Consider the following 9,514-nt stretch of genomic DNA (forward strand, 5'->3'; position numbering starts at 1 on the left):
TCACTGTGCCGGGGTCGTAAAGGCGCGGATCATGGGGCCGGCGCGAGGATGCGGGACCCGGCGCGCGCGGGCGGCGCCCGGCGGCGCCCGACGCGGTGAGCGCCGCCTTGCAACTCTGCACTGCGCTTTGTGGACTCCGGGCCCCCAGAGCCGTAAGAGGACGGAACCATGACGACGGAGTCCTCCCTCGCCGCCGCAGGCTCGCCGCGGCACGCCGCCCCCGCCGCGCTCCATCCGGCCCTGGTGCTGAGCGCCTACCTCGAGCCGCTCGTGCGCGGCCGGCGGGTCGCGGTGCTGGGTGACGTCACCATCGGCCTCGCCGACCGGCTGCTCCAGCGCGGAGCCCGACTCGTCCATGCCTACGACCCGGACGCCGCGCGCGTCGCCGAGAAGCTCGCGCGGACGGCGCCCACGCGGCAGCCGCACCCGAACGTCGCCGTGTTCGACGGCGACCTCGGGGTGCGCGACGGCGCCTTCGACACCCTCGTCATCCCCGATCTCTCCCTCTTCGGCGATCCCGCCGAGGTCGTCCGGCGCGCCAGGCGCCTCACCGCCGCGAGCGGCGTCGCCGTCATCGCGTCGCCGAACCCGGACGCCGCGCGGGGCCTGCTCCCCGCGGGCGCGCGGCGCGGCGCGGCGCCCGGCTACTACGCGCTCTACGACGTCGTGGCGCTCCAGTTCAAGCAGGTGCGGATGGTCGGCCAGGCGCCGTTCGTCGGCTATACGGTCGCGGAGTTCGCGCCGAAGGGAGAGCCCGAGGTCAGCGTGGACACGTCGATCCTCGACGCGTCCGAGGAGCCCGAGTGGTTCATCGCCGTGGCCGGCGAGCGCCTGCCCAGGCTCGACGCGTTCGCCGTGATCGAGCTGCCGTTCGCCGGCTTCCCGGGCGCGAGCGCCGGCCCGTCGCCCGAGGCGCTCAGCGAGGCCGAGGGCCGCGCGCAGCGGCTCGGGGGCGAGCTCGCGGAGCTGCGCACCCGGCACCAGCGCGACCGCGAGGACGCCGGGGTCCGCGCCGAGAGCGCGGTCGCCACGGCCGCGCGCCTCGCCGAGGTGGAGGCCGAGCTCGATGCCAGGGCGGCGCGCCTCCGCGACGTCGAGGCCAGGGCGGGCGACGCCCACGTCCGGGCCGAGCGCCTGTCCCACCAGATCCGCGACATGGAGGAGGAGCTCCGCAGCCAGCGCGATCGCGCGACCCGGCTCACCAAGCAGCTCGACGACGAGAAGCGGGTGCGGACCAAGGTCGAGCTCGAGCTCGGCATGATCCGCAACAAGCCGGAGATCGCCGGCGCCCGCGACCGCCTCGACGCCGCGACCGCCGACCTCGACGCCGCGCGCGCCCGGATCGCCGAGCTCGAGGCGCGGCCCGCCGTGGCGGCGCCCGACCGGGCGCTCGCGGCGCGCGTGGAGGAGCTCGAGGCCGCCGCCGCGGGGGCGCGGCGGGAGCTCTCGAAGCTCACGTCGGAGCGGGACACGGCGCGCCGGCGCGCGCAGGAGAGCGAGCGCGCGCTGGAGGAGGCGCGGCGCGCGGCGGGGAGGATCGAGGAGCTGGAGGCCGCCCGCGCCGAGCTCGCGCGCGACCGCGACCGGCAGAAGGAGCGGGCGGACCGGAACGAGCGCGAGAGCCGCGCGCTGGAGGATCAGCGGAGCGCCCTCGACGCGCGCAGGCTGCTGCTCGAGGCGCGGATCGTGGAGCTCGAGCAGACCGTCGTCGCGCTGGAGCAGCGGGCGTCGGAGCTCGAGAAGCGAGACGCCGGCGAGGCGGCGGCCGCGGAGATCGCGGGCCTCGAGGAGGCGCTGCGCGATCGGGGCCACGTCATCGCGTCGCTCATGGCGCAGCTGCGCGAGAGCGAGCGGGTGGGCAAGGAGCTCGTCGACGAGCTCGGAACGGTCTTCGCGTCGGCGTCGGCCGACAACGGCGGGCCGGGCCAGGCGGCGGACGGCGGGCAGGGCGGAGGGCTCGCGGGGCAGGGCGGGCCGGGCGGCGCGGTCGAGGCGCTGCGGCAGCAGCTCGACGCGCTGGCGCGGAGCGCCGCCTCGAGCGAGGCCGACCTGCGCGCCGCGGGATGGAAGATCGCGCAGCTCGAGCGCGAGCTGACCGAGGCGCGCGCCACGGCCGGCTCCCCGCCGGCGCTCCACGAGGAGCTCGAGCAGGCGCTCGTCGCCGCGCAGGCGGAGATCGCGGCGCTGCGCCGGGCGGCGGAGCGGGAGGACGTGGCCGTGGCGCGCGAGGACGTGGCCGTGGCGCGCGAGGACGCGGCTGGCGCGCGCGGGGATGTGGCCGTCGTGCGCGAGGACGCGGCTGGCGCGCGCGGGGATGTGGCCGTCGTGCGCGAGGATGTCGGCGTGCCGCCCGAGGTGATCGAGCAGACGGTGCTCCTCCAGCAGGTCGCCAGCGCCGTCGAAGCGAGCGCGTGAGCCGCGGTCTGGACCGCGGCGGGCGGTGGCCCCGGTCCAGATCCGACCACGCGGCCTGCGCGTCCAGTCGACCCGCGCGTCAGCCGTGACGCCGGCGCGTGTTCCCGGGCGCAGCCCGACGCGCGGCGCGCGACGTCACGCCGGGCCGGACAGGTTCGTGCTTCCGATCGGCGACGCGCTGGCGAGCGGGGAGCGCTTCTCGCCCGCGAAGGCCTTCTCCACGAGGTAGTCGCCCGGCTCGCCGCTGTTGCCCTCCTCGAAGCCGCGCGACTCCAGGAGCGCGGCGGTGTCGGCGAGCATCTCCGAGCTGCCGCAGAGCATCAGCCGATCGTGCGCGGGGTCGAGCGCGGGCAGCGCCAGATCGGCGAAGATGCGGCCGGACTCGATGAGCGCGGTGATCCGGCCCTCGGTCTTGAACGCCTCGCGGGTGACGGACGGGTAATAGCGGAGCTTGGGCCGCACGATCTCGCCGAGCAGCTCGTCCGCCGCGAGCTCGTGCTCGAGGTAGCGCGCGTACGCGAGATCCTGCGCGCGGCGGCACGTGTGCGTGATGACCACGCGCTCGAAGCGCTCGTACGTCTCGGGGTCCTTGACGACGCTGAGGAACGGCGCCAGGCCGGTCCCGGTCGCCAGGAGCCACAGGGTCCGGCCCGGCCGCAGGTTGCCGATCGTGAGCGTGCCCGTCGCGCGCTTGCCGACGAGGATCGTCTCGCCGACGGCAATGTGCTGCAGGCGCGAGGTCAGCGGGCCGTTCGGCACCTTGATCGAGAAGAACTCGAGCGTCTCCTCGTGGTTTGCGCTCGCGAGGGAGTACGCGCGGACGAGCGGCTTGCCCGCGACCACGAGCCCCATCATGCAGAATTGCCCGTTCGCGAAGCGGAAGCTCGGCGAGCGGGTGGTCTTGAGCGTGAAGAGCTTGTCCGTCCAGTGGTGGACCTCGAGCACCGTCTCTTCTGTGTAGCCGGGTACCATGTCGTTCATCCTTGTCGGTGCGGAAGCATCGCGGCGTGGTGGTTCGAAAGAGCGCGCTCCCCGATCACGACAGCGGGGCGGCGCCGCGGCGCGCGAGGGCGCCGAGCTCTACCGCAAGGTCGTCTTCCATGAGTTCGATGCTTCACATAGCAATCATGCAAATGATAATCAAGATCATCATTGGCCCATGGCGCCGTCGTCGGTGGCTCCGCAGAGCGTCGCCGCGTTGTCGTGGCACGACCTCGTAGCGCTTCGTCCTCTAGGGGCGAGGGGGCTCGTTGACGATGCCCGTGGAGCCGCTGGCCATACGGCGCGGAGGCCGTCCGCCGGGCGAGGCGCGCCAGCGGGCCGGGCGGGGCGCTCATGGGGGCCGGGCGGGCCAGGAGCGCTGCGCCGCGCGGCGTCTCTGTGCGCACGCGGTCGCTCGCGCTAAGGACCGGGCCGATGCGCGCTCCTCGCCCCCTCTCCACGCTCGCCCGGCTCGCCGGCGCCGCCGCCCTGGCCCTCGCGCTCGGCGCGTGCGGCGCGGTCACCGCGCCCGGCGCGAAAGACCCCATCGCCTCGCTCCGTGACGCCGGCGCGCATTCGACCGACGGCGAGATCGTCGGCCGCTGGCTCCTCGGAGAGCTCCTGGTCCCGGGCGGCACGCCCGCCGGCGCCAGGGAGGCGCGCAAGCGCCTGGAGGGGATCGGCGCGAACTCGGGCGCGAAATCGATGCTCGCGTCGCTCGGGCGCGCGATCGACGACCAGGGGCACGGCCGCAACGCGCGCGCGGCCGCGGCCTACCTCGATGCGCTGGACGCCGCCCGGGTGAGCGCGCACCCCGACGCCCCCCTCGTGGGCTGGTTCGCCGCGAATCGCCTGCTCGGCCTGCGATCGAGCGTCGCGGGCCTCTGGAAGAAGTCCCGCGAGGTCGTCCTGCGCGCCATCGACCACCCGGGCAAGCTGGGCTGGCGCGCGCGCGGAGAGCTCGTCGAATGGTGGAGCCTCGACGGGCTGCCCGACGAGGCCGCCGCGGCGCGCCCGGCCGGCGCCGCCGGGACCACCGCCGACGCCACGCCGCTCATCGATCTCGCGGCGCGCCGCTACGGGTGCATCGAGAGCGCCCGCTTCGCCGGCCCGTTCGGCCACCTGGCGGCGAGCGATTACCGCGTCCACCACGAGGCGGAGCGCGCCGGCCCCTGGCCGCCCGTGTTCACGCGCGATCCCCAGCGCAGAGGCCCGCCGCGCGTGCTCGGCGCCGAGCGCCGCGGCTGCCAGCTCTCCGCCGTCGCGCCGGAGGGGCCCGGCGAGGGCGGGGCCGCGGGAGGCATCTTCTACGTCGAGACCTTCGTCGACCTGCCCGCCGAGCGCGAGATGCTCATCGCCGTCCAGGGGGCCTACGCGATCCTCGTCGACGACGTCGAGGTGCTGACGCGCGACACGAAGCAGTGGGGGATCTGGCCCCGCTTCGGCGTCCGCCTGCGCCTCGGCCCCGGCCGGCACCGCATCGTCGCCCGCGTCGGGGGCCGCGACACCTCCATCCGCCTGCTCGCGCCCGACGGCACGCCCCTCGGCGTGGCCACGTCCGCCGATCCGACGCCGCCCTATTCGCTCGTCCCGCCCGAGGTCCTGCCGGATCCCAACCCCATCGAGCCGTTCCTCACGGCGCTCGGCGTGCCGCCGCAGCCCGCGCCGAAGGTGGCGCGCGCGCTCGGCCTGCGCGGCGCGCCCCGCGCCGAGCGCGACGTGGGCGACCCGATCGCCCGGTACCTCGCCGCGACCATCGCGCACCTCGAGGGCCAGGACGACGTGAGCGCCGTGCTGATCGAGCCGCTCGTGGCCGATCCGGCGCGCGCCACCGGCCCCGCGCTCGCGGCCCAGGCGGTCTTCCTCGAGAAGGACCCGATCTTCCCGGCGTCCGACGGGCAAGACCTCGTGAAGGACGTGCGCGCGCGCGCCGCGGAGAAGGACCCGGAGCTCTGGTACCCCCGCCTCTGGCTCGCGCTCGAGGAGGCCGACAAGGTCGGCCTGTCCGAGATGACCCGCACGATCGAGGCCCTCGCCGACCGCTTCCGGGAGGTGCCCGATCTCCTGAAGACGCTCGCCGGGATGTACTCGCGGCTCGGCTGGCGCGTCGAGCACGTCCGCACCGTGAAGGAGGCCGCCGCGCGCTTCCCGGACGACGTCGAGGTGCTGGGCGCGCTCCTCCGGATCCACGACGGCGACGGGCACATCGCGCAGGCCGACGCCGTCGCCGCGCGCATCCGGGAGCTCGACCCCGACGCGGAGATCGAGCTGGAGAGGGCGATCGATCGCCGCGACTACGCGGCGGCGATCAAGGAGCTCCAGCGCCTCGGCTCCGCCCGCAAGGACCGCAAGGACATCGCCGCGCGCATCGCCGACCTCCTGACGCGCGCCGGCAAGCGCGCCGAGTCGTTCGAGCAGCTCGAGCGCGCGCTCGCGAAGGCGCCGGACGACGCCGACGCGCGCCTCGCGCTCGCGGACGCGCGGTTCGCGCGGGGAGAGCGCGACGCGCTGCAGAAGGCGCTCATCGAGGCGATCCGCACCGGCGCCGACACCTCGGGCCTGCGCGACGCGATCGAGCTGCTCGACGGCACGACGGAGCTCAGCCCGTACCGGCTGGACTCGAAGAAGGTGATCGCCGAGCACGAGGCCTCGGGCGAGGTCATGCCGGGCACGGCGGCGCGCGTGCTCGACTATGCGGCCATGTGGGTCCACGAGGACGGCTCGGCGCGGATGCTCCAGCACGAGATCATCCGGATCCAGTCGCGGGAGGCCATCCAGGAGCACGCCGAGCAGCGCGTGCCCGAGGGGCTCGTGCTGAAGCTCCGCACGGTCAAGCGCGACGGGTCGATCCACGAGCCGGAGTTCGTCGAGGGCAAGCCGACCGTGACGATGCCCCACCTCGAGGTGGGCGACTACATCGAGGTGGAGAACCTGTTCGTGCTGCGCGGCGACGGGCAGGGGGGCCTCACGTTCCAGGGGCCGCGCTGGTTCTTCCGCGAGGAGAAGGTCCCCTACTGGCGGAGCGAGTTCATCGTCGTGTCGCCGAAGAGCCGGCCGCTCGACGTGGAGGCCTCCGGCCCCGTCCCGGCGCCGGAGATCGTCGAGTCCGGCGCGCTCGTCACCCGCCGCTACCGGGTCGACAAGAGCCCCGCGCTCCCGGAGGAGCCGGCGAGCGCGCCGATCTCGGAGTTCCTGCCGAACATCCGCATCGGCTGGGGCATCCGCCTGGACAGCACGATCGCGCGCATGGTCGACGCGGCCGCCGACGAGACGCCGCGCGATCCGCGGCTCGTGCGCATCGCGCAGGCAATCGCACGTTCGCCGCGCTCGCCGGACGCGGGCGGCGGCGGGCAGGGGAAGGCCGCCGGGGCCGCGCAGGACGCGCGCGGCGAGGGCGGGGGAGCGGCGCCGTCGAAGGACGAGCAGGCGCGCCGGATCTACCGGTGGGTGCTCGCCAACGTGGAGCCGGGGCGCGAGGACGACGGCCGCCGCGTCGTCATCGGCAAGAGCGGCAACCGGACCGAGGCGTTCCTCTACCTGTGCCGCCTGGTCGGCATCGACGCCGGCTACGGCGTCGTGAGCGACCGGCTCACCGCGCCGCCGCGCGGGCCCATGAGCGAGGCCGAGACGTTCAACGCGCTCGCCGTCCGCCTCGACACCGGGGAGAAGCCCGGCGCGGGCGCGGTCCGCTGGATGTTCGTGCGCGACAAGTTCGCGCCGTACGGCTACCTGCCGAGCTCCCTCCGCGGGCAGCCGGCGATCGTGCTGAAGCCCGGGACGCCGCGCGAGGTGACGCCCTCGTCCGGCGCGCACGACGGCGTGGTCACGGAGGGCGTCGTCGAGGTGGCGAGGGACGGCTCGGCGTCGCTGGCGATCGAGCAGCGCTACGAGGGCAAGCTGGCGATCGCGCTGCGCTCGGCGCTGGAGTCGCTCCCCGACGCCCAGCTCAGGGACGCCGTCGAGTCGCGCCTCCTGCCGCAGATGGTGCCGGGGGCGCGGCTCCAGGAGATCGAGATCAAGGAGCTGACCGAGATCGACCGGCCGCTCACGCTGAAGATGAAGATCGCCGCCGCGAGCTTCGCGCGCGCGCAGGGAGGGGAGCTGGTCATCACGCCGCCCTTCGGCGTGCGCGTGGCCAGCCTCGCCAGCCTGCCGGTCCGGGAGACGCCGCTCTACCTGTCGGAGCAGATCGCGACGCGCTCGGAGGTGCGGCTCCGCGTCAAGCTCCCTGCGGGCGCGCGCGTGGTCACGAAGCTCGCTCCGTCGAAGACGGACGACGAGGGGCGCGCCGTGCGGGTGAACGATCGCGTGGACGGGGGCGCGCTGGTCCTCGATCGCTTCCTCGATCTGCCCGCGGGCCGCGTGCAGCCCGATGCCTATGCGAAGTTCCAGCAGTTCGCCCGCGCGGCGGACAGCGCGCTCGACCGGGACATCGTCGTGCAGCTCGACCGCGACGGACGCTGAGCGCGGCGCTCCGCTCACCCCGCGCCGGGCCTCGGTTGCAGGGGATTCCTGTGTGTCAACCCACGCGGGATGGATTACTCTTTTGTTCCCTACCGTGAGCGATCTGGATTCCCAGTACGCGCAGGATGCTGGCCGCCAGCCCACGGATCCCGTGAAGGCGCGGGTGGCGCGCGCCTTCCGGCTCTCCTCGCTGTTCGCGCAGGTGGATCGCGAGGTGCGGGAGGCGATCACGGACGCCGCGGTGCTCGAGGTGGTGGCGTCCGACGCGGCGATCTTCGAGCAGGGGGCCCCCGCGGACACGCTCGTGGTGCTCGGCCGGGGGCGCGCGCGCGTCGAGCGCGTCAACGAGGCGGGGGCCGCGTTCCCGCTCAGCTACCGCGGTACGGGGGACGTGCTCGGCGAGTCGTGCCTCGGCGGGCTGGAGACGCGGACGGAGCGGGCGATCGCGATGGATGAGGCCGAGGTGGTCCGGGTGCCGCTCGCGCTCGTCCGCGAGCTCTGCGCCCAGCACCCGGGGCTCGGGGGCGCGGTGTTCGCGCTGCTGGTCGCGCGGCAGCGGGAGACCGAGGACCGGATCGAGTCGATGCTGTTCAAGAACGTGGGAGGGCGCCTCGCCGAGTTCCTCCTGCACGCGGCGGAGCGGTGGGGCGTGCCGACGCCGCGGGGGACGCTGATCTCGGCGCCGATCACGCACGCGGAGATCGCCCAGGTGATCGGGTCGACGCGCGAGACGGTGACGCTGACGCTCGGGGCGTTCCGGAAGGAGGGCGTGCTCGACGCGGCGGGGCGGCGGCTCATCGTGAAGGACCGCGAGGCGCTCGCCCGGAAGCGCTAGCGGCGGCGTCAGCCTGCCGCGGCGCGCGGCTGCTCCTGGAGCGTGGTGCGCAGCTTGTCCAGCGCGCGCGAGAGGCGGGATTTGACGGTGCCCACCGGCACCGCGAGGCGCTCGCCGATCTCCACGAGGGAGAGCCCCTCGAAATAGGCGAGCTCGAGCACCGTGCGCTGGTCCTCCTGGAGCGCGGCCACGACGCGCCTCACGCGGGCGCAGTCGGAGCCGAGCGCCGGGTGGACGCGCATGCCCGGGAGCACGGCGCTCATCGCCTCCGGCTCGGACAGCGCGTGGAGGGCGCGCCGGGCGTCGTCCGGCGCGACGTCGATGAGGGCGGCGAGGCGCGGCGCCATCGGGTGAACCGCTCCCGGCGATCCACCGAGGCGAAGAGCCGCGCGCGCAGGCGGCCCTTCGGCGGGACCGGCGGCAGCGCGAGGGCGACGGCCGCGACGGCGGCCTCCGCGTGGGCGAGCCGGCGCGCGCAGTCGCCGGAGGCGCCGAGGTGCGCTTCGACCTCGGCGTCGCGCGCCCATCCCGCGCGGGCGAGGAGCGCGTCCTCCAACGGATCATCGAGGTGTCCAGCGAGCATCATCGGCTCCGCTCCTTCGAGGCGGGGTTGTGCCCCTGGACGAGTACGCGGGGGAAGGGCGAGCGGTTCCAGTGGACGTGGCGGGGCGCCCCGGACACGCGCCTGTCACGTCCGAGGAGTCGACGCGCTCGGCGCCGGCGCGCGCGCCGTTCCCAGTTGACGTGGCGCTCGAAGCGTCGATACGCCTTCGCGAGTCGACCCCGCAGGAAAGGACCGCCCATGCCGAAGCTCAGCTC

General features: G+C 74.9%; 6 protein-coding genes. 3 read left to right on the forward strand and 3 right to left on the reverse strand.

The genetic code is table 11. From position 1 onward, the window contains the following. Positions 1-168 precede the first annotated feature (168 nt). Positions 169-2,415, forward strand: a complete 2,247-nt coding sequence (locus POL72_RS44075; RefSeq protein WP_272102897.1) for a hypothetical protein — start codon at positions 169-171, stop codon at positions 2,413-2,415. Positions 2,416-2,550: 135 nt separating this feature from the next. Here the strand turns inward: POL72_RS44075 and POL72_RS44080 are convergent, their stop codons facing one another. Beyond that, positions 2,551-3,387: a ferredoxin--NADP reductase gene (locus POL72_RS44080; RefSeq protein WP_272102898.1), complete on the reverse strand. Its 837-nt coding sequence runs from the start codon at positions 3,385-3,387 to the stop codon at positions 2,551-2,553. 444 nt (positions 3,388-3,831) lie between these two features. On the opposite strand from POL72_RS44080, the gene POL72_RS44085 reads away from it, so the two are divergent. Both POL72_RS44085 and POL72_RS44090 read left to right on the forward strand, forming a co-directional pair. Beyond that, positions 3,832-7,860, forward strand: coding sequence for a hypothetical protein (locus tag POL72_RS44085; RefSeq protein WP_272102899.1), 4,029 nt, complete (start codon positions 3,832-3,834; stop codon positions 7,858-7,860). Positions 7,861-7,954: 94 nt separating this feature from the next. Next, positions 7,955-8,695, forward strand: a complete 741-nt coding sequence (locus tag POL72_RS44090) for a Crp/Fnr family transcriptional regulator (protein WP_272102900.1) — start codon at positions 7,955-7,957, stop codon at positions 8,693-8,695. A gap of 8 nt (positions 8,696-8,703) precedes the next feature. Here the strand turns inward: POL72_RS44090 and POL72_RS44095 are convergent, their stop codons facing one another. Both POL72_RS44095 and POL72_RS44100 read right to left on the reverse strand, forming a co-directional pair. After that, positions 8,704-9,042: a sigma-70 family RNA polymerase sigma factor gene (locus POL72_RS44095; RefSeq protein ID WP_272102901.1), complete on the reverse strand. Its 339-nt coding sequence runs from the start codon at positions 9,040-9,042 to the stop codon at positions 8,704-8,706. Beyond that, positions 8,955-9,281, reverse strand: coding sequence for a hypothetical protein (locus POL72_RS44100; protein WP_272102902.1), 327 nt, complete (start codon positions 9,279-9,281; stop codon positions 8,955-8,957). The genes POL72_RS44095 and POL72_RS44100 overlap by 88 nt, the downstream gene beginning before the upstream one ends. Between the last annotated feature and the right edge of the window lie 233 nt (positions 9,282-9,514).

Source organism: Sorangium aterium (assembly GCF_028368935.1).
Lineage (GTDB): Bacteria > Myxococcota_A > Polyangia > Polyangiales > Polyangiaceae > Sorangium > Sorangium atrum.